This window comes from Xylella fastidiosa, assembly GCF_011801475.1.
GTDB lineage: Bacteria > Pseudomonadota > Gammaproteobacteria > Xanthomonadales > Xanthomonadaceae > Xylella > Xylella fastidiosa.
This window is the reverse complement of sequence record NZ_CP044352.1, coordinates 2454793-2475907: the sequence shown is the minus strand read 5'-3', so window position 1 is coordinate 2475907 and position 21115 is coordinate 2454793. Positions and strand designations below refer to the sequence as shown.

Genomic DNA, 21115 nt, shown 5'->3' with positions numbered 1-21115 from the left:
TGCACGTTCATAAATCTTCGGTGTGTGTTGTCGTTTTCTTGTCAGGTAATCTGAGGATGTTTGGCTACAATTCGCATCTGTGTTGTAGTCATTGGATTGTCCGTTTGTTGTCTTATCGTTCCGTCCTTGTGCGTCTGTTTCCATTTTGTCTCCAGTGCGCCTTGGCATTGGTGGTCGGTGCGGTGCTGGCTGAGTCTGCCGTCGCACAGAATCAGAGTGAGACCGAGCGTAAGTTGGCTAGGACACGTAGCGAATTAAATGATGTGGCCAAGCAACGGCAGCAGTTGGAGAGTCAACGCGGTGATGCGACCCGGCGTTTGCGTCAGGTTGATGAGCAGGTCGCGCGCTCTGCACGTGATCTTAGTCGGATTGAGGATAAGTTGCGTGAGCAGGAGCAGGCGCTGATCCAAGCCCAAGGGCAACGTGAACAGATGCAGCAGGGATTGGAGGAGCAACGTCGTCAGCTTGCGGTCTTGCTGCGTGTTGTGTATCAAGTGGGTGACAGTGTGCCGCTCAAGTTGTTGTTATCTCAGGATAGTGTGGCGGATGCGAATCGGTTAGTGATCTACCATCGATATCTGCAGCGCGCGCGTGCCGAGCGTATTAGGGCGTTGACTCAGGAGTTGCAGGGCTTGGTTGCGTTGGAGCAGCGTATCGCTGTTCAGCGTCAGACTTTGGAGCAGACACGCCTTCAGCAGGTTGGACAGGCTTCCATCCTCAAGCAGGATCGGCAAAAGCAGGCTAAGACGGTGGCTGAATTGGATACTCGCTATCAGGAGCGTAGTAAACGCGAAAAAGTGTTGGGGCAGAATGCCAAAGCATTGGAGCAAGTGCTTGCCAGCCTACGTGCGGCGGCAGCGCGCGCTGAGGCTGAGCGCCGCGAAGCGGCCCGGCGTTCCGCTGCTCAGGCTGAGTTAGAAGCCAAGAGCGGTCATGTGCCCGCTAAGATGCCGCCTAAGGGGACGACTAACGTCACTGGACCCAAGGTGGGGGGGCTGAGTTGGCCGGTGACGGGTAACTTATTAGCATCCTACGGTGGGGCATTGCCGGATGGGAGGATCAGCAAGGGGGTATTAATCGCTGCTCCTGCCGGAAACAATGTGGTGGCAGTTGCCGATGGCATGGTGGTATTTGCTGAATGGATGACTGGTTACGGAATGATTTTGATTGTCGATCATGGCAACGGTTACATGAGTTTGTATGCAAACAATGACACGTTGTTGCGTAATCCAGGGACGTATGTGAAACGTGGTGAATTGGTTGCCAAGGTTGGTAGGTCGGGAGGGCAGGGAGTGTCTGCTCTATATTTTGAGTTGCGCCACAATGGTCAGCCGATCAATCCTTTGAGTTGGTTGCAAAAGCACTGAAGGCGGTGTGTGATTCCGTAGAGGTATCTGTCACGAATCTATGATCGTTATTTGCTGATTCGGCGGCCATTCAATCTGTATTGTCTGTTGCTTCCCGCATAATTCGTCATTGCTCGGTAGTACCGGGTGCCGTTTTCTTTCCGGAGTGCTGCATGCGTGTTGTTGGGTTGTCATTGGCCATAAGTGTGGTCTTGTTGTCTTTCTCGTTGTCGGCGAAGAATCCCAGCGGTGTTGTTATGTCTCCTCCGGTTGAAGAGATGGAAATGCCGGAGAGCAACGATGTTAACGTGCCGTTAGATGAAATCCGCCGCTTTGTTTCTGTGTATAACGCCATCAAGCAAGCCTATGTTGATCCGGTCAATGACAGGAAGCTGATGCATTCTGCGGTGCGAGGTCTGCTTTCGGATCTGGATCCGCATAGTACCTATTTTGATAAGGAGGATGCCGATGCCTTCGACGAGCAAACCAGCGGTGTTTACGATGGGATCGGTGTGGAGCTGCAAGAGCAGTCGGACAACACGTTGAAGGTGATCGCGCCGATTGATGATACGCCAGCAGCGCGTGCTGGTTTGCGTCCAGGTGATCTGATCGTGGCGATCAACGGCAAGCCGCTTGCCAATGTCGATGCGATGAAGCCGCTGCGCGGTGCGCCAGGCAGTCAAGTCACTTTGACGATTGTGCGCGATAAGAATGGCAAGCCATTCGATATGACAATCAAGCGTGAGACGATACACATCGCTAGTGTGCGTAGCCGTATGCTTGAGCCTGGTTATGGCTATATCCGTATTAGTGTTTTCCAGGCCGATACGGGTAACGATTTCCATAAGCATTTGGGACAGCTTAAGCAGCAAGCGGGTGGTAAGTTGCGTGGTCTGTTATTGGACTTGCGTAGTAATCCTGGTGGATTGCTGACGGCAGCGGTGCAGGTTGCTGATGCTTTGTTGGATAAGGGAAACATTGTCAGTACGCGTGGCCGTATTTCGGCGAGTGATACGCGCTTTGATGCAACGCTGGGAGATTTACTGGATGGTCTCCCGTTGGTGGTATTGGTCGATGCTGGTTCGGCCAGCGCTTCGGAGGTGTTGGTGGGTGCGCTGAGTGACAATCATCGTGCGCGCGTCATTGGCAGCTGTACCTTCGGTAAGGGATCGGTGCAGACGTTGTTGCCGCTTGATAATGGCGATTCGGTCAAATTGACGACGGCGCGTTATTACACTCCGAGTGGTCGTTCGATCCAAGCGAGGGGGATTGTTCCTGATCTGCTGCTCAAGCCAGATGGTGTTGGAGCGGCTGATCTTTCAGGCAGCGGGATTGATCGCAGTGAGGCAGGGCTTCCAGGCCATTTGCGTGGTACTGATGAAGGGGTGCCAGGTTGTACTTCCAGTGATCCGTTGCCGGGCGATACGCCGATCATGACGGCGTTGTTGGAGCTAAAGCAACCGGGTTCAGCGGTGCAGGCTAAAAAAGCGATCCCTGTAAAAGTGGTCAGCGATGTTAAGTCGGCAACAAAGAGTCCGTTGTCAGTGTTTGGTAAGGATAGGGCTGTCAAGCGAGTGCCGGTGGTGTCTCCTACAAGTGAGCAAGTTGATGGTCAGCCAAGCAAATAGCATGGTGTGCCGTATTGTTAGGGGGCTGTCTGTGGTTTTTTAAAAATGTTCGGATGATGTGTTGCATGTGGTTTTGTATGAATGATGGTGTCCTGGGTGTTTATTCGTCGGTGATCAAACACATGGCTGATGTCCTGTAATACGGTGGTTGCGCGCGGTTGGGAGTCTTCTTCAATAGAGTTGGTCTGCTTGTCGGTGCAGTTGGCTTTCAGTGTCTTGTTGATGTTGGTGGCTGAGAGTTTGCTGCAATGTGGTTGTGGCGGGTAGGTTCAAAACGGGTCGGTTTGTGTTTCTGGATGGTGTCCACGATCCAATACATTTCCGGTTTCTAGTGGATTGCTTTTAGGATGCCGCGTGCTGCTGAGGGGCGTCGTAGGAACGACGTTCAACGTTGCGTTCTGGGTGTGGGAATGGGTGTCCGTGTGCCTCAGATGTGAAAGCTGATGCTGTCCCATTGAAGTGATGAATTCTTTTTTCCCAGGTGTTTTTGTCGCTGTCGTTGTGAGTCATTGATTCACGATGATGTGAGGAAGTTAACCTGGATGTATGCGAAGGTTTTTTTAAAGGACTGACCGAAATCTTCTGTCTGAATAAATGTATGGGTTCATAGTGATGTTAGAAATGGTGTGATTAGGACTTGTGATGTGTATACGGGATGCTTCGGTCCGCTGTTTGACAGTGCTGCAGGAGGTGAGTTGGAGTTTTGAGATGTGTGGTTGGATCCGTTGTTGTCATGGGTGTTATTAGAATGTGTTTTGAATCATCAGGAGAGTGTTGATAGGTGATGGTAAGTGTGTCAGTAGTGATCCGGTGTTTGCCTCACTTGCTGGTGTGTGTGGGGGGCGGCTGTGTGTGAGAATGTAAATGTGGCTTGGAGATGTTTTAGCAGCAGTCGTTGCGGTGAATTGGCAGAGAGATTGAGATGTTGGTGCGTTTCCCACGAGACGCTGTTTTGCTCATGTCCCTAGAACACGCGACAATGGCAGTTCTTTATGCATCGGCTCTCTAGTGATCGTTGGGTCTGGCGGTTTGCTTGGTAGCCCGCATCCGATTCCACCTTAGATTGAGAGGTTCGTAGCACACTATGTCCAGTACGCCCAAGCTTATTTATACACTTACAGACGAGGCGCCGTTCTTGGCAACGCAGTCGCTATTGCCAATTATCAAGGCTTACACCAAGGTTGCTGGTATCCAGGTTGAGACACGTGATATTTCTTTGGCCGGGCGTATCTTGGCGCAGTTTCCTGATGTGTTGACCGAGACGCAAAGAGTCAGTGACGATCTGGCTGATTTGGGGCAAATGACGGCTAGTCCGGATGCCAACATTATTAAGTTGCCTAATATCAGTGCTTCAATGCCGCAGTTAAAGGCTGCTATCAAAGAGTTGCAGGAGCAGGGCTATTTGTTGCCGGATTATCCGGATGAACCAAAAAACAGTGCGCAAAATGATGTCAAGATGCGCTATGACAGGGTGAAGGGTAGTGCGGTCAATCCCGTACTGCGTGAAGGCAATTCTGATCGCCGTGCCCCGTTGTCAGTGAAGAATTATGTGCGTAAGTATCCGCATCGGATGGGGGCGTGGAGTACTACATCCAAGTCGCATGTCGCACATATGGAGGGCGGTGATTTTTTTGGTAGTGAACGTTCGGCTGTACTCGCTCAGGCTGGTATGTTGAAGGTCGAACTGATTGCTAAGGATGGCACGGTGACGGTACTCAAGGATAAGGTTGCAGTGAGTGCCGGTGATATTGTGGATGCTGCGGTGCTGAGTAAGCAGGCATTGGCTGTGTTTGTTGCTGCACAGATGAATGATGCGAAGTCACAGGGGGTGCTGTTTTCGGTACACCTGAAGGCGACGATGATGAAGGTGTCCGATCCGGTGATATTTGGGGTGTTTGTTTCAGAGTTCTACAAAGAGGCTTTGGCCAAGCATGCTGACACGTTGAAACAGGTCGGTTTTGATCCTAACAATGGTATTGGCGATTTGTACGCACGCATTGTTGCGTTGCCGGAGGAGATCCAGGCAGTCATCAGGGCTGATGTGCAGGCTCAGTATGCCAAACGTCCTGGTTTGGCGATGGTTAATTCTGTAAAGGGGATCACTAATTTGCATGTGCCTAGTGATGTGATTGTGGATGCGTCGATGCCGGCGATGATCCGTAGTTCTGGGCAGATGTGGAACGTTGCAGGGACGCTCCAAGACACTAAAGCAGTGATTCCGGATCGTTGTTATGCCGGCGTGTATAAAACTGTCATTGATGATTGCAAGTTACACGGTGCTTTTGATCCAGTGACGATGGGTTCGGTGCCCAATGTCGGTTTGATGGCGCAGAAGGCTGAGGAATATGGTTCGCACGACAAAACGTTTCAGGTACAGAGTGGGGGTGTAGTCCGTGTCAGTGATGATCGGGGTGAGGTGTTGTTCGAGCATTCGGTAGAGGTGGGTGATCTTTGGCGCATGTGCCAAACGAAGGATGCACCGATCCAGGATTGGGTCAGGTTGGCGGTGGAACGTGCCCGTCTGAGTCATGTTCCGGCAGTGTTCTGGTTGGACAGCGCCCGTGCGCATGATGTGCAGGTGATTGCAAAAGTTGAGCGTTATTTAAAAGATCACGATACCAACGGTTTGGATATACGTATTATGTCGCCGGTGGCAGCGATGGAATTTTCGCTGGCCCGTATTCGTAAAGGTCAGGACACGATTTCGGTGACCGGTAATGTGTTGCGGGATTATTTGACCGATTTATTCCCAATCATGGAATTGGGCACCAGTGCCAAGATGCTTTCCATTGTTCCGTTAATGGCGGGAGGTGGTTTGTTTGAAACTGGTGCCGGTGGTTCCGCGCCGAAGCATGTACAGCAATTTACTGAGGAGAATTACTTGCGTTGGGATTCGTTGGGTGAGTTTCTGGCGTTGGCTGCATCGTTGGAGCATCTTGGTAACCGCTATGATCATGTTGCTGCAAAGGTGTTAGCGAAAGCGCTGGACGTGGCTAACGGTCAAATTTTGGATAACAACAAATCTCCTGCGCGTGAAATCGGTGAGTTGGATAATCGTGGTAGCCATTTTTATCTCGCTTTGTATTGGGCTCAGGCATTAGCTGCACAGGATGAGGATGTTGTGTTGCAGGTTAAGTTTGCATCTTTGGCTAAAGTGCTGAGTGAGCATGAGATAACCATCGTTGCTGATCTCAATGCGGTTCAGGGATCTCCAGTGGATATTGGTGGTTATTATCATCCTGATTTGGCTAGGGTTGCTGCTGGGATGCAGCCTAGTAAGACCTTCAACGATGCGTTGAGGTTGTTCTCGAGTTGATCTTTTATTGTTGCCAAGCAGTCTATAGGGCTTGGTGAGTTTTGGAAGTAAAAATGAAGGCCCGCGTCTTTAGATGCGGGCCTAAACGTGAACACCAGAAAGTGTTATCGCTTTGTCAAAGCGATGAGAGGGGATAGATTTGATCTACTAGGCCTTGATAAGGCGGCCTGGATTTTATGATTGTGAGTAATGCTTACTGTATTGTTCCAGCATAGGCCTGAGAATGCCTGTAATTGGTATCTTATTAATTTATTCTAAACAGAAAGATGGAAAAGGTGGAGTAAGAATTGGCGTATTGGATTGTGGAGTGCCTATCTTTTTCTATTTAGGATGATGTACTTCGTACAGTAGAACGATATGGTTCTTGTGCCGTAAAAGTCATGCTGCGCTACCACTGGTTCAAGAAGCAATGCAGATTATGGGTGATCGTTTCGATTGAGTTCTTTACGAGCTGTAGTAGCTTCCTTCTCATACATTTAAGTAAAGGCACCCATTGGGATCTGTAATGATCCCGATATATCAGTAGACTGTAGTTTGTGTAGGTGTCTATGGTCTAGGCTGCAAGGACAGGGATTAGTTAGCGCTTCATTGAACCAAAGAACTCGTCGTTCGACTTGGTGTTCTTCATTTTATCAAGCACAAACTCGATTGCTGCAATCTCGTCCATTGGGTGCAGTAATTTGCGAAGGATCCAAATTTTCTGCAATAGATCGGATTCGATCAATAAATCTTCACGGCGAGTACCGGAACGGTTGATATCAATTGCCGGATATACGCGTTTCTCGGCAATACGGCGATTTAGATGTAACTCGCAGTTGCCAGTACCCTTGAACTCTTCATAGATTACCTCATCCATTTTGCTGCCGGTATCGATGAGTGCGGTTGCGATGATGGTCAGCGAGCCACCTTCTTCGACATTGCGTGCTGCACCGAAGAAGCGTTTGGGGCGATGTAGTGCGTGTGCATCCACGCCACCAGTGAGTACCTTGCCTGAGCTGGGTACAACGTTGTTATAGGCACGTGCCAAACGGGTGATTGAGTCAAGTAGGATGACTACATCCTTTTTATGTTCGATTAAGCGCTTTGCGCGTTCGATGACCATTTCGGCGACTTGTACATGGCGTGCAGCTGGCTCGTCAAACGTTGAGGAAATAACTTCGCCCCGAACAGTGCGCTGCATTTCTGTCACTTCTTCAGGACGTTCGTCAATCAGTAATACAATCAGGTGTACTTCTGGATGATTGGTAGTGATCGCCGTTGCTACCTGTTGCATTAGCATCGTTTTACCGGCTTTTGGGGGGATACTATTAGTGCACGTTGCCCCTTGCCTTGTGGTGCCATCAAATCAAGGATGCGGCCGGTAATATCCTCTGTCGAGCCGTCAGCGCGTTCCAAACGGAAGCGTTTGCGTGGAAACAGTGGGGTCAGGTTCTCAAAAAGGATCTTATTTTTGGAAGCTTCCAGAGGTTCGCCATTAATCGTATCAACGATTGACAATGCAAAGTACCGTTCACCGTCCTTAGGGAAACGAATCCGGCCCGACAGGTGATCACCAGTGCGTAGATTGAAGCGGCGAATTTGACTGGGGGAAATATAGGTATCGTCTGGACCGGCCAAGTAGCTGGCTTCGGCTGCGCGCAGAAAGCCAAAACCATCTGGAAGGATTTCCAGAACGCCGTCAGCAAACACGCCTTCGCCGTGACGGGTCAGTACTTTTAGAAGTGCAAAGATCACATCTTGCTTGCGTGCACGCGCTACACCTTCGTGGATGTTGAGTTGCTCAGCGATTTCTAGCAGTTTGTGTGCTGGCATCTTTTTCAGATCGCTCAGCGAATATATTGGGAATCCCTCTGGCACACTTGGGTGTGGACGTGGCATGTATGGTTCGTGGTTGCCGTCTTCACCGTTGCTATTGTTTTCATCGCGGAAACGATCACGATTACGCTCGCGTCGGTTCCGGAAGCGATCCCGTCTGTTGTTATTGAATCGCTGGTTCTGTTGCCCATAGCCTTCTGCTGATTCACTGCTGTCCTGTACGGAGGGAGTGGTTGCAGACGTTTGGGACATGACTTGCGAGGGAGGGGGGGCTGATTCCAAATGCGCAGCACGTTGAGCTTCGGTCTCTGGTGTTTGTGGCTGTACGGTTTGGTGTGTCACGGATTGTTGGCTACTTTCCACACTGGACTTGCTTGTGCGGATTTTACGCACGGTTTTTTCGCTTTCGCCATGCGAGGTAGCGCTCCCGCTTTCGGAACTTGTGATATCAGACAATTGTATTTTCCTCGCTATAGCTATAGGAGAGGCGAGCGCCCTGAAAAGGCGGACAAGGTGTAAGAAGTGGGAGTAATTTCAGGATACGGCAGCGCGCGTTGGGGCCGGATATGCCTCACCCTATCATTGTCCGTGTTGCCAAGCAAGCGGCGGCAACGCGAGTTATTTTTCTGCATTCATAATAGTATAGGGTAAATTATGAGGTATGAACGGTGCGAGGCATCATGAGTCGGTGTTTGCCAGCACTTTGTCAATCATTTGGGTTAGACGACCCTTTCCGACGGCGCCGGTCTGGGTAATTTGAACTTGACCATCTTTGAACAGTAGCAGCATGGGGATAGAACACACGTGATATTTAATCGCTAGTGCGCGGTTCTCGTCGATGTCGACTTTGGCAATTTTTAATCTCCCTTCGTAGCTTTGGGCTAAATCATCAAGTAGGGTAGAGATAATTTTGCATGGGCCGCACCATTTAGCCCAGAAGTCCACTAATACAGGCTGATCGGATAGCAGCACCATGGCATCGAAATTGGCATCGCTGATATGTAGAACATAGTCGCTCAATTGATATTTCCTTGGACGTGAAGGTAATTGCCAGTTAGACAGATTGTTACATTACGGTAAGCTGGGGTCCGTGCGATTGATCAATGGCTCAACCTGAAGTGGCGCTAGCTTGCGCAAAGATTTCAGTTTGCGGTGCTTCTGTAATCCATGCAAGACGCCTCCGAGCCGCTCCAGATCCAAGACAAAGACTGAATGATGAGCGATAAACCGTTGACAAATTTAAATTTTTCTTCATTTGATCTGCATCCAGCGTTGCTTACTGGGCTGACAAGAGCAGGATTTACACTCTGTACTCCGATCCAGGCGCTTACTCTTCCGGTTGCACTGGCTGGCCGTGATATTGCCGGCCAAGCCCAAACGGGAACCGGGAAAACTTTGGCGTTTTTGGTGGTGGTAGTTAACCGTTTACTTAGCAGTCCTGGGCTAGTCAATCGTAACCCAGAAGATCCGCGTGCGTTGATTTTGGCGCCAACCCGTGAGCTTGCGATTCAAATCTATAACGATGCAGTGAAATTTGGTGGCAATCTTGGGTTACGTTTTGCGTTGATTTATGGGGGCGTTGATTACGATAGGCAGCGCGAAATGTTGCGCAAAGGTGCGGATGTGGTCATTGCGACGCCGGGGCGCTTGATTGATTATCTTAAGCAGCACGAGGTGGTTTCGTTGCGCGTTTGTGAGATTTGCGTTCTTGATGAAGCAGATCGGATGTTTGACCTTGGGTTTATCAAGGACATTCGCTTTATATTGCGGCGTTTGCCCGAGCGTTGTAGCCGTCAGACTTTGCTGTTCTCAGCCACTCTCAGTCACCGCGTGTTGGAGTTGGCATATGAGTATATGAATGAGCCAGAGAAGCTGGTGGCGGAGACTGAGAGTGTCACTACTACGCGTGTCCGTCAACGTATTTATTTCCCTGCTGAGGAGGAGAAAATCCCATTGCTCTTGGGTTTGCTCTCGCGTAACGAGGGGATGCGTACTATGGTGTTTGTCAATACAAAGGTGTTCGTCGAAGGTGTTGCGCGCGCGCTTGATGAGGCTGGTTACCGGGTCGGTGTGCTGTCTGGAGATGTGCCACAAAGGAAGCGAGAGACTTTGCTTAATCGTTTCCAGAAAGGGCAATTGGAAATACTGGTTGCCACAGATGTGGCTGCACGTGGATTGCACATTGATGGCGTTAATTACGTATACAACTACGACCTACCGTTTGATGCAGAAGATTACGTTCACCGTATTGGCCGTACTGCGCGTTTGGGAGCTGATGGTGATGCGATTAGTTTTGCCTGTGAGCGTTACGCGATGAGTTTGCCGGACATTGAGGCATATATCGAGCAGAAGATCCCGGTTGCAGCAGTGACTGCTGAGTTGTTGGCTCCATTGTCGCGTCCTGGACGTGCATCGAATGGTAACGGTGATACTGTTGGAGATATTTCCCCACATTCTCGTGACGTGCTGGTTGCTCAGGAATGGCGTCGGGGTAAGCCCAGGGGTAGCCCTGGAGAGCGCGATGGTCGCATCCGTGTATGTAAAGGGACCCGGTCGGATGGGGGAGGTGGGCGCCGCCGCACTAAATTTCGCTTGGAGACCGAGCGTGATTCCAGTGTGGATGGGGCAGTCACTCCTGTATTTGGAGTGTCTACGGGGATAGTATCTGCTCCAGGTAAAGAGGTGGGGCGAAACATCGGTCTCCGACGTCGTAGTCGTTCAATGGATTCTGGTGAAAGTGGCCATGTTGTCGCCACTGCCGACCAAGTGGCTGCTAAGTCAGGTAGTCAACCGTCGCTCTTAGGTCGAATAGGGCGCCGTATCCGCTCGCTGTTAAGTATGTTCTAAGAAGATTGCCCTGGGCCAGGAAGCCCATTACTGCGTAGTCTTACGATGCTTCGATATGATTACGTGCATGAGTGTCCTTAGTTTCGATAATGTTAGTAAGCAGTACTCCGATGGTCATCTTGCTCTTGACGATGTCAGTTTCAGTGTCGCCGAGGGTGAGATGTTGTTTGTCACTGGCCATTCTGGGGCTGGTAAGAGTACGTTGCTCAGGTTGATTCAACTTGATGAGCGTCCTACCTACGGTGAAGTATTGTTTGATGATCTAAATCTGCTTAACGTGCGCGGGCGCCAGATACCATTTCATCGGCGTCAAGTCGGTGCTGTTTATCAGGACCATCGTTTGCTGATGGATTACAGTGTCGGTGATAATGTCGCTTTGCCACTCGTTCTGCGTGGTATTCCTCGTGCGGAAATTGGCAAGCAGGTGTGCTCAGTCTTGGAGCGTGTTAGTTTGGCCCATCGCTCACGAGCGTTGCCATCGGAGTTGTCGGCTGGTGAGCAGCAGCGTGTTGGTATCGCTCGTGCGATTATTAGTGAACCACGTTTATTGGTTGCTGATGAACCTACGGGTAATCTTGATCCGACGCTAGCTGAAGAGATCATGCAGTTGTTTGTAGAACTTCCGGCACGTGGTACAAGTGTGTTGGTGGTGAGCCATGACTTGGCTTTGCTGAAGAAGATGCGTAAGCGTGTATTGATCCTTGATCATGGACGTCTTGTTGACGATATCTCGCCGCAGGACTTGGCAGAATGAATAAATCTGCTATTAATGCTGCCGACTCCCGATTGGGTGCCTGGGTTGGTTACCATATTCACAGTATCGCGTTTAGCTTCCATTGTGTGATGCGCAAACCTTTGGCGACATTGCTTACAGTCATGGCATTGACTTTGGCGCTTGCATTGCCTCTAGGTTTGTCAATCGTGTTAGGTAATCTTAGGGTGTTGGCTGACAGCGTGCAGCAATCCCGGCAGATTAATCTGTTCTTGAAGACCAAGGTGGATGTTGTGGCGGCTCAGCGTTTGGCTGAGAAGCTGCGTGGTCGTCCCGATGTTGCTGTGGTGGTGGTTCGTACTCCAGAGCAGGGATTGGCTGAGTTACGCGAAGGTGCGAAGCTGGGTGAGGCGATAGATGCGCTTGGTAAAAATCCGTTGCCGAGTTTGTTGGTGGTTATTCCATCCCTATCTGCTGTAGATAGCGAGGTGGCGCGGGTGTTGCAGGCACTTCCAGAGGCTGATTTGGTGCAGTACGACGTATTATGGCAGCGTCGACTGGATGCTTGGCTAGGCTTAGGTCAATATTTGGTGCATATACTTTCAGCTTTGCTCGGCTTTGGTGCTGTAATGGTGGTTGGCAATACCGTCCGGCTGGATATCCAGTCTAGGCGCCATGAGATCGCGGTGCTACATCTGCTTGGTGCTAGCGATGGTTTTATTCGTCGTCCTTACCTGTATTTGGGGACGTGGTACTGTTTGGCTGCTTCTCTTGCTGCGTTTGGTTTGCTAGGTCTGATTGGCGTGGTGTTGCGTGCGCCACTGATGGTGTTGACGGATAGTTATAACAGTCGTTTCGCCCTTCATGGGTTGGGCATATCCGAAGGTGTCATGATTCTTGGAGGTATTCTCCTGTTGGGTTGGCTTGGTGTATGGCTGGTGACGGGGCATTTTTTACGTCAAATGCGCCCCGCGTAAATATGAGAGCTAAATGCTAGTTTCTGAACTCAAGAATAGGCATCTGATCAGTAATACGCCAAGGGTGATGGTCGTAGACGGTTCCAAATTGGTTCGTAAATTGATTACAGACGTGTTGCGGCGTGAGTTGCCAGAAGTAGATGTAATTGGCTGTGTCGGCATTGCTGAAGCACGGCAGACCCTAGAGGCTGGAACAGTCGATTTGGTGACTACTTCGCTTTTTCTGCCTGATGGTGATGGATTGGCTTTAGCCCGTAGCGTACGTGAGGAAGCGGGCCAAGCTTATGTGCCAGTGATCGTTGTCTCTGGAGATACTCAGCAGCACTTGGTCGAGCGTCGTTTCACTGAGTATGTGACCGATTATTTCGACAAAGCGTTAGGTCACGAGGCACTGGCTGCCTTCATACGTGGTTATGTGCAGCCCGAGCCAGTATCCAGTGGCACTGTGTTGTATGTAGAAGATAGTTGTGTGGTTGCTGAGGCGACAACACGTATGCTGGAGCGTCAAGGTTTACGTGTGGTTCACGTGCTTACCGCTGAAGATGCCTTCGCATTGTTAACTGCTGAATCGTTGGGGCGCACCGAGTACCGCATCAATTTGGTTCTGACTGATGTGACCCTGAAAGGTGAGCTTAGTGGCTGTGATGTAGTGCAGCGCATCCGTATCGATTTTTCTTATGGTAAACGCCGCCTTCCAGTGCTTGTTATGACTGGCGACACCAATTCTCAAAATCAATCCGAATTGTTGCGAGCCGGAGCTAATGATTTGGTGCAGAAGCCGATTGAGGAGCGTTTGCTTGTAACCAAGGTGTTGTTCCAACTGCGCTTGGCGCGTCTTAAAGATGATCTAGCGACTATTTGAATAGCATGAACGAGCAAGGTAAGGCCATTAATAGTAGTGCCGAGTCTCGAATTCAGTTGGAATCTTCTTGGAAGGCGCACGTTGGTAACTGGTTATTGCGTCCGGAAATGCGGGATTTGTCTTCCTTCCTGCGTGCGAGAAAGGTTGCTGGTGTGAGTGTCTACCCACCAGGATCTCAGATATTTGCGGCGTTCGAAGCGACCCCATTCCAGCGGGTCAAGGCTGTAATCCTTGGTCAAGATCCTTATCACGGTCAGGGCCAAGCGCATGGTTTGTGTTTTTCAGTGCGGCCGGGTATGCCGTTGCCGCCTTCTTTGTTGAATATTTATAAAGAGCTCGAAGAAGATCTTGGGTTGCTCCGCCCTGATCACGGCTGTCTGCTTCCTTGGGCAAAGCGTGGTGTATTGCTACTTAATGCGGTACTGACGGTGGAGGATGGTCGTGCAGGTGCGCATCAGGGTAAGGGCTGGGAAGGCTTTACCGACCATGTCGTTGATACCTTGAATCGCGAGCGTGAAGGACTTGTATTCATGCTCTGGGGTAGCTATGCCCAAGCCAAGGGTAAGGCTATTGATACGCGTCGCCACCTTGTACTCAAGGCTCCGCACCCTTCACCTTTGTCAGCGCATCGTGGTTTTCTGGGTTGCCGTCATTTTTCTCTCTGCAACCAGTACTTGAGCCAACATGGCTTGGGAATGGTGGATTGGAGCTTGCCTCCATGTATTGCACTGGATGGTGCAATATTAAATGGTAGAATAGCGGTGTAGTGATTACCGGCCCATGACAATGTTAGGATGCCATTTTAATTTAAATGGAGTTTTTCTAAAGATTTGTTCATTTTAAACGTATAGCTGTCACTGTGTGGTTACTTTAAGATTTGGGATACTTGAGTATGACTCGAAATACATCAATGGTGCTTGTGGGAAACAACTTTCCTGTTCCAAATGCCCTCGGTTCGTTGGAGGCATACATCAGTGCCGTGCACCAGATATCGGTACTTTCGGTTGATGAGGAGCAGCTATTGGCTCGCCGTTATCGTGATCAACAGGATTTAGATGCTGCACGTGAGTTGGTGCATTCGCACTTGCGTTTTGTTGTTCGGGTAGCGCGCGGTTATAGCGGTTACGGCCTGTCTTTAGGCGACTTAATACAAGAGGGTAATATCGGTCTGATGAAAGCTGTAAAGCGCTTTGATCCGGATATGGGTGTCCGTTTGGTTTCTTTTGCAATGCATTGGATTCGCGCTGAAATGCATGAGTTTATTTTGAAGAATTGGCGCATCGTTAAAGTTGCTACCACCAAAGCGCAGCGAAAGCTGTTTTTTAACCTTCGGAAATCTAGAACCCGTCTGGGCTGGATGAATGCCGAGGAAGTTAGTGCAGTTGCTAGGGATCTTAACGTCTCCGAACGTGAGGTATTGGAGATGGAGTCACGTTTGTCAGGGCGCGATATTGGTTTCGACGCGCCGGAGGAAGACAACGCTCCGCCATCGCCTGTTGGCTACTTGATTGCTAATGATGGAGATCCTTCTCAAGCTTACGAACGTGGTAATAGTGAGGAAACCCAATTACGCCTATTGCAGGAAGGTTTGTCTGTCCTTGATACCCGTTCGCGCGATATTATTCAGCGTCGCTGGCTGGAAACAGATAAGAAAATCACGTTGCAAGAATTAGCTGAAGAATATGGAGTTTCAGCAGAACGTATTCGGCAGATTGAAGCTAATGCGCTTAAAAAAATGAAGGTGCTGTTCGCTGCTTGAATGCTCTGTTTCAAAACAAAGGCTACAAAGTGGCTAGTGGTTGTTGCTTGTATGTATTTTTCTCGTTTTTGAAGATGCTTGGATCTTCCTGATGCTTAGTGTGATAAGTGTATGTTTATTTTCTTGAGTATGCGTAAATTTTGCTGAGGATAGTCTAAGCGTGCTTTTAATAATATAGAGATAAGAAAAGCATTCGCAGCACGATGTTCCGAAATTGAGTAGAAATCATCGATTTAGATAAATAACTGGGCGTAGAGTCGCTTGTAATCCCCTCTTTCAATTGACATTAATGATCCGCTTTCAGTCTTTTTTACTCTTAGAGTGTGTCCTCTGAAAATCCTTCTTGCTATACGTTGTAGGTCAAGAGTACGTTAATGAGGATTACGAAGCGCTTTCAGAGAAGCTTTAGCAGGCTGTGTGTCATTGAGTCATTCTACCGTGAAGCGCTCTAGGGGTGATGGTGATTCTGCGTTTTTCAGAGTGGGTCATGGGGTTGGGAGCGATGCTGGTACGGGATGTTGTGCTTCAATCAGCTACATCTTTGGTTTGGCGTTGGCCAATGAGTTGGAACTCCTTTTGGAACATATGTTGTGGAATTTTATCTATTAGAGTGTTGGACTAACTTGATTCTTATCAGATCTTTTCCGATGATCGTGAAGATGAGTTAAGTTGCATGTCTTGCTAGGTTTTTTTTCGGTGGAAGGACAGGCCAGATACAATTTCGTTAAATGGAGAGGCGGCAAGATGATAGTGAAACTCGTATTGATGCTGCCTGGGATGCATTGTGGTAGTACATCTTCTAATATAGGAACGGTGTGAATTTGTGATATACCGTATCCGATATGATTTTCGATACCTGATCGTTTGAGTATAACGCAGACATTAAGGCATGATTTCCGCAGTGTGGATAATAATAAAAGTGCCATGATTATATCGTCAGTACAAACTATAGTGTATTACGGTGCTTTTTTGATGTATGTAATGATGATTAATTTTGTGGATTATATATCCCTGCTGGTCAACACGTCTAATCTATTGATGTGTAAATAACGAAGTGATTGTGTTGAGTATAAAAGTCTGCTGGGTGGTATTCCATCAGTTTGTGATTATTTAAGATCAGTACTTCCACTACGATAGCTGTTATGGAATATTTTGAGGTTGACGATGATCGCTGCTATCAATAGATTTTCTGTGAAAGCGGATGATCGAGAATTATTTGATTTATTAAAAAAATATGAATTTGTATTGGTTAGTAATATACTTATGCGGTAAGTATCTTTAGAAATTTGTAAATGTAACGAAGGAAATATCTTTCTCCTTTTTTATTTCCATACAGAGTTTTATTATATCTGGAGATACTGAACTTCGTGTAGATAACCTTGTGCGGATTAATTAGTAGCGTACCATCGTTGCTGGTTACCAGAGAATTTTTTTGGAATTTTTTATTTTTGGTGATGCCGGTTTATTATTTTATTTTTTGTTAAATTTTTGGAAGTATTACCTTAGTAAAGATCAACTGGATCCACGTCTAACGACCAGCGGACTCGGCGTGCTTCTGGCAGTGCATGAATTGCTGGTATCAAGACATTGAGTGTGCGGTGTAGTGCGTTACGTTGGGAGCTGGACAGCAATAATTGGTAGCGCTCGTAGCCGGCGCGGCGCGGCATGGGAGCCGACATTGGGCCGTAGCATTCGACTGCATTGTTGGTTGGCATGTGTTTGCGTATCGTGGTGAGAAACTGTTGTGTTGAGGTTGTGTCTTTCGCTTCAGCACGCAGGAGTGCCAAGTGTGCGAATGGTGGTAACCAAGCGGCTTGGCGTTGTTGTAGCTCCGTATTAGCAAAGGTGTGGTAGCCGCCGTTGATTAGTGTTTGCAACAGAGGGTGATCAGGGTGGTGAGTTTGTAGCCAGACTTCTCCGGCGTGTTTAGCACGGCCAGCGCGGCCAGCAACTTGGATCAGTTGCTGGGAGAGCTTTTCAGTGGCACGGAAGTCGGCTGAGAATAGGCCTTCGTCGATTCCAACGACCACGACCATCGTTAAGCGTGGTAGGTGATGCCCTTTGGCTAGAATCTGTGTGCCTACTAAAATGCCAGCGGCATTGCCGAGTTTGGTGAATTGGGTTTTTAGTCCGTCGCGGTGCTTGGTTGTGTTGCGATCAATACGCACCACAGGATGTTTAGGGAAAGCCTCAATCAGGCGAGCTTCTAGGCGTTCGGTGCCTATGCCCTGTGGCTGTAGCGCTGTACTGCCGCAGTCTGGGCATGATAGTGGCATTGGCTGGCGTGCGCCGCAGTGGTGGCACTGTAAATAGGTTCCGCCGCTGTATACAGTCATTGGTGTGTGGTGCACTGATGTACTGCACTGGTGACAGGTAGCGGTCCAGCCGCAGTCGTGACATAGCAACACTGGTGAATAGCCGCACCGGTTCTTGAATACGAGTACCTGCTCATCACGCGCTAAAGTTGCGTTAATTCCTGTTAATACCTCGGGTGATAGGCCGTCTTTCAGTGGTCTTTTGCGCACGTCTAGTACGCGCACCTGAGGGGCATACGCTTGACCGGCACGGTAGCTGAGGCGGAGGTGCTTGTAGCGTCCGTTATGCGCGTTGTACAGTGATTCCAGTGACGGAGTGGCACTCCCGAGGATGACCGGTACGTTCAGTGCCTTGCCGCGCACCAATGCGAAATCGCGCGCGTTGTAACGTATCCCGTCTTGCTGCTTGTAACTCGTGTCGTGTTCCTCATCTACTATAATTAGTCCGGCATTAGGTAGGGGGGTGAACACCGCTGAGCGGGTTCCTAGTACCAGTCGTGCCTCGCCACATCGTGCCGTCGCCCACACGCGGGCGCGTTCGCTGTCTGCCAATTTAGAGTGCAGGGCATGCACGGGTATTCCGAGGCGGGCATGGAAGTTGGTTAGAAGTTGAGGTGTCAAGCCGATCTCAGGGACTAAGACCAATGCTTGTTTACTCGCAGCTAAGCAGGTAGCGATGGCTTGTAGGTAGACTTCTGTTTTACCGCTGCCGGTGACTCCATCTAGAAGATAAGTTTTGAAGCCTACGTTAGCGTTTAGTGTCTCAACTGCTTTCTGTTGTTCAGTGTTGAGTACAGGTACGGTGTTGCTTGTGGTCTGGATGATTACAGGTACCGTTGTAGGTTTCTTGATGCGTTCGACATAACCACGCTTGGTTAGGTTGTGTGCAACTGCGCGCCAGCGATTCATCCGAGTGTTAAGTGCATCTTCCGTTTGATCACTGGCGGTGAGTAATTCAGCCATTTGTGCTGAGCGGCTGTTGCGACGCAGCTTGGGAGCGGCAGTGCGCCCGGTTTCGGTTAGACGCCAAGCCCAGCAGGTCCAGGTCTCTGGTAAGGGTTTACCATGACGTAACAGCCCGGGAAGAGCCGTAGCTAATATCTCACCTAGTGGGGTATGCGTGTAGTGTGACAGCCACTGTAACGATTGTGCCAGCTCGCCATCTAGAATTGGTATACGGTCAATCCAGGCGAATGCCTCGCGTAATGGTACTGACATTTCGGCTGATGGAAGTTCGACGACTACACCGATCAGCTCACGTTTCCCGAATGGCACACGTACGCGGCAGCCTAAGGTTGAATCTGGGAGTGGTATGCCGCTTGGCGGCAGATAGTCGAAGCATTGCGGTAAAGGGATTGGCAACGCCACACGTAGGATCGTAGGGGGCATGGAGAAGGTTTAGTGATCGGATGCCGATAACAGAGTGTGTAGTTTGATCTCTATTCTCGTGGTTGTTCTCATAAACAAAAGGTAACTTATCGTTCTATTTGAAGAAACTGCGTTATCCACATTGCTTGTGGATAACGCTGTGGATTTCTCTTGTGCTCGCACGCTGTGAGAGTGCTGCCATCAGCCTTTTGCTTGGATTGGACAAAAAATGGCCATAATTTTTTTTTCTTTTGGATCATTCACTTAGTGACAAGGCATGGTTGCGATGTAGGTAATCAATGCCTTCTGAAACGGTGCTCTATGTCAAGCCCTGACGCTGTGTACAACCTACTTTAATGGTGAGCTCAATACATGGATTGGGAGTGCTAGATCAAAAGTGCTTTAAGAGGTCGTCTGCCCCCTATTGACCGCTATCATGCTTGGATACTGGAGTATCCATGACCGCTGTTCCCAAAGTTGCAATTACTTCTCCCGCTGCACTATTGGCTTTTCTACGTGGTGTTGAGCGTCGTGCCGTCGTACTTGTTGAATTACAGACAGGTACCATGTCTGCGGCACAGGCGGTGTTGCCTGCTGCCATCAGGATTTTCGGTGCTGAGGCTGTAGATTGCCCCTTTGCTGAATGGTCGATACGTTTTTGGAGTTTGCTGTGTGGTGCCCCAGTGCTGCGTCGGCCGCCTCTTACAGGGCAACGCTGGCCAAAAGAGTTGGTGTCCTTGCAAGCCATGGCAGTAGAAGATCGGCTTGCACTGCTGTTGCGAATCGTTGCTGGCCTGGATGAGGCTCAGGCTGCGGTAGTGTTAGGGAAGCCGTTGGAAACTTATTACCAAGCGCTAGCGCGTGCCTGTCCGCGTGATGTGCAGGGTCGCCCTAACCCAGCGGCTTGGCGTGCATTGGCCGAAGCGGCTCAGCAGCGGGTACGGAGTCTATCCATCAAGCGTCTTGTCACGACGACTGTGCTTCCGTCTCCATCACCCAAGATTAGTGTTGCTGAGTCTGCTGTTTCACGATTCCCTGCGCCCATAAGGTTTGAGCGGAATTGGGTCGTAATAGCCGGATTGACCTTGGGGGTGATATTCATGTTGAATTTGGCTTGGAACCGGAATATATGGTCAGTGCCAGATCCCCAATATGTCTCCAAGGGTTTTCCTGCCGTGTTACCTCTTCTAGAAGATTCGCCAGTAGTTATCGAAGCACTGCCAGACTACGTATCGTCGGCGTCGCCACAGGTGATATCGCCAGATCTTGCTGATCGCGCCATGCTTGAAGATAGTGCCTTGGAAGCGGCGCGTCAGGCAGATTTTTTTGCTTGGTACGTAGCTGGTCAGCCTATACCTCCAGATGAATCTGATTTAGCTCCGGTGGTAGCTTTTAGCATTCGGCACAATGGGAATCGTCGATGACCAGAGTCGAGCGTTGTCGAACGTATTGTTGTTTTCTTGTGCTATTGGTTGTGTCATCTGCAGTTTGCATCTGTGGTCAAGCACAGGACTTGGCTGTTGTATCTCCTGCGTCTATTTCTGCCCAGAAATTACTGCGTTGGCAACATATGACTCCAGCGCAGCAGGCTGATTTGCGCTTGCGTTACCGCGCTTGGCTGGCTATGGCGCCGGATGAGCATGTGCGTATTCTGAAGGCTAAGTCAGGAATTGCGTCACTATCGCCAATGCAACAGCAGGCACTACAAGCACGGTTCGCTCGATTAGATCGGATGTACAGCCGCGGTTGGTTGCTGGGTCCGCGCTTGGGTGCACACTATGCGCATCTACAACCGCTGATTGGCTACGTGCAGGAGTCCGAGCGGACCCCACTTTTGGCGTTGCTGCACGATTTGGATGATGTCCAATTGGCGCAGTTGGCGACGCTGGTTCAGCGTACTCCGCCAGCGCAATGTGATGCACTGCGTCGGGAATTGCTGGCACAGACACCGGCTGAGCGTGATGCATGGTTGCGGACACGGCTGCGACGCTAGAGGGGGAAAGCGATAAAGAATTTATATGGTGTAAAGTTAATTTCTAAAGAAAAACCACATAACGTGCCCTCATACCGATTTTGAGGCATTAAGACATCTTTAGATTTGCTTTGATTTTTGTGGCCTATAGCGCTTTTGAAATTCCCCTGTTTATATTTGAATATTGTAATTTATAGA

The 21115-nt window shown here is 49.5% G+C and carries 15 protein-coding genes and 1 pseudogene; 13 read left to right on the top strand and 3 right to left on the bottom strand.

The features are described from left to right. Window positions 1–56: 56 nt before the first annotated feature. From F7G16_RS11275 to F7G16_RS11260, 4 genes are all read left to right on the top strand, one after another. Window positions 57–1367, top strand: coding sequence for a murein hydrolase activator EnvC family protein (locus tag F7G16_RS11275; protein WP_004087500.1), 1311 nt, complete (start codon window positions 57–59; stop codon window positions 1365–1367). Between the two features lie 152 nt (window positions 1368–1519). Further along, window positions 1520–2974: a S41 family peptidase gene (locus tag F7G16_RS11270; RefSeq protein WP_012382780.1), complete on the top strand. Its 1455-nt coding sequence runs from the start codon at window positions 1520–1522 to the stop codon at window positions 2972–2974. A gap of 129 nt (window positions 2975–3103) precedes the next feature. After that, window positions 3104–3241: a hypothetical protein gene (locus tag F7G16_RS11265; protein WP_014607518.1), complete on the top strand. Its 138-nt coding sequence runs from the start codon at window positions 3104–3106 to the stop codon at window positions 3239–3241. Between the two features lie 817 nt (window positions 3242–4058). After that, on the top strand, window positions 4059–6290 hold the full coding sequence (locus F7G16_RS11260; protein ID WP_004087502.1) for an NADP-dependent isocitrate dehydrogenase: 2232 nt from the start codon (window positions 4059–4061) through the stop codon (window positions 6288–6290). Window positions 6291–6867: 577 nt separating this feature from the next. Here the strand turns inward: F7G16_RS11260 and rho are convergent. Together rho and trxA are read right to left on the bottom strand one after the other, a co-directional pair. Further along, window positions 6868–8300 (bottom strand): annotated as a pseudogene (gene rho / locus F7G16_RS11255) (transcription termination factor Rho); the annotation flags it as partial. A gap of 483 nt (window positions 8301–8783) precedes the next feature. Beyond that, window positions 8784–9125: a thioredoxin gene (gene trxA / locus F7G16_RS11250; RefSeq protein WP_011098347.1), complete on the bottom strand. Its 342-nt coding sequence runs from the start codon at window positions 9123–9125 to the stop codon at window positions 8784–8786. 195 nt (window positions 9126–9320) lie between these two features. Here trxA and rhlB point away from each other — a divergent pair, with 195 nt between their 5' ends. The 7 genes from rhlB (at window position 9321) to F7G16_RS11215 (ending at window position 15871) form a co-directional block, all read left to right on the top strand. Next, the gene (gene rhlB, locus F7G16_RS11245) at window positions 9321–10952 is read left to right on the top strand and encodes an ATP-dependent RNA helicase RhlB (RefSeq protein WP_011098346.1); all 1632 of its coding nucleotides are present in this window, start codon (window positions 9321–9323) and stop codon (window positions 10950–10952) included. A gap of 67 nt (window positions 10953–11019) precedes the next feature. Then, the gene (locus F7G16_RS11240) at window positions 11020–11706 is read left to right on the top strand and encodes a cell division ATP-binding protein FtsE (RefSeq protein WP_004087507.1); all 687 of its coding nucleotides are present in this window, start codon (window positions 11020–11022) and stop codon (window positions 11704–11706) included. After that, the gene (gene ftsX, locus F7G16_RS11235; RefSeq protein WP_011098345.1) at window positions 11703–12641 is read left to right on the top strand and encodes a permease-like cell division protein FtsX; all 939 of its coding nucleotides are present in this window, start codon (window positions 11703–11705) and stop codon (window positions 12639–12641) included. Before F7G16_RS11240 ends, ftsX begins: the two co-directional genes overlap by 4 nt. A 13-nt stretch (window positions 12642–12654) precedes the next feature. After that, window positions 12655–13503: a response regulator gene (locus F7G16_RS11230; RefSeq protein ID WP_004087509.1), complete on the top strand. Its 849-nt coding sequence runs from the start codon at window positions 12655–12657 to the stop codon at window positions 13501–13503. 5 nt (window positions 13504–13508) lie between these two features. Further along, window positions 13509–14270 carry a uracil-DNA glycosylase gene (gene ung / locus F7G16_RS11225; protein WP_004087510.1) on the top strand — a complete coding sequence of 254 codons (762 nt, stop codon included), beginning with the start codon at window positions 13509–13511 and terminating at the stop codon, window positions 14268–14270. Window positions 14271–14395: 125 nt separating this feature from the next. Continuing rightward, window positions 14396–15262: an RNA polymerase sigma factor RpoH gene (gene rpoH / locus F7G16_RS11220; RefSeq protein WP_012382777.1), complete on the top strand. Its 867-nt coding sequence runs from the start codon at window positions 14396–14398 to the stop codon at window positions 15260–15262. A 438-nt stretch (window positions 15263–15700) separates the two neighbouring features. Further along, window positions 15701–15871, top strand: coding sequence for a hypothetical protein (locus tag F7G16_RS11215; protein ID WP_012382776.1), 171 nt, complete (start codon window positions 15701–15703; stop codon window positions 15869–15871). Between the two features lie 893 nt (window positions 15872–16764). On the opposite strand, the gene F7G16_RS11210 is transcribed toward F7G16_RS11215, so the two are convergent. Further along, window positions 16765–18966 carry a primosomal protein N' gene (locus F7G16_RS11210; RefSeq protein ID WP_004087516.1) on the bottom strand — a complete coding sequence of 734 codons (2202 nt, stop codon included), beginning with the start codon at window positions 18964–18966 and terminating at the stop codon, window positions 16765–16767. A gap of 437 nt (window positions 18967–19403) precedes the next feature. On the opposite strand from F7G16_RS11210, the gene F7G16_RS11205 reads away from it, so the two are divergent. Continuing rightward, window positions 19404–20369 (top strand): RNA polymerase sigma factor sigma-70 region 4 domain-containing protein, encoded by a 966-nt coding sequence (locus F7G16_RS11205; protein ID WP_004087429.1) that lies wholly within the window; start codon window positions 19404–19406, stop codon window positions 20367–20369. Next, window positions 20366–20938 carry a DUF3106 domain-containing protein gene (locus F7G16_RS11200; protein WP_012382775.1) on the top strand — a complete coding sequence of 191 codons (573 nt, stop codon included), beginning with the start codon at window positions 20366–20368 and terminating at the stop codon, window positions 20936–20938. Before F7G16_RS11205 ends, F7G16_RS11200 begins: the two co-directional genes overlap by 4 nt. Window positions 20939–21115: the final 177 nt, after the last annotated feature.